At 62.1% G+C, this 248-nt stretch carries 1 protein-coding gene; it reads right to left on the minus strand.

The window, feature by feature from the left end; translation table 11 throughout:
* A partial coding sequence (locus SB764_RS43315; RefSeq protein WP_410867211.1) for a protein kinase domain-containing protein occupies positions 1–230 on the minus strand: 230 nt, incomplete at its 3' end.
* Positions 231–248 lie beyond the last annotated feature (18 nt).

The raw sequence follows: 248 nt of genomic DNA on the forward strand, positions 1-248 counted from the left end.
CTCGTATTAGCTGAGACTGCCCGCGCGAGACCGAAGTCTCCGACTTTGATACGACCATCGGCAGCTATGAGGACATTCTCAGGTTTGACATCGCGGTGGATCAGCCCTGCGGCATGCGCGGCAGCCAGTCCCTCGATGAGCGGGTCGATGAGGGCGAGGGCCAAGCGGGGAGTGAGGGCGCCTTGCTCGGTCAGCACGTCGCGAAGGGTGTGCCCCTTGACGTACTCCATCACAAGGTACGCAAGGTG

Origin of the sequence: Paraburkholderia sp. SIMBA_027, from assembly GCF_046535315.1 — a bacterium.
Classification (GTDB): Bacteria; Pseudomonadota; Gammaproteobacteria; order Burkholderiales; family Burkholderiaceae; genus Paraburkholderia; species Paraburkholderia tropica.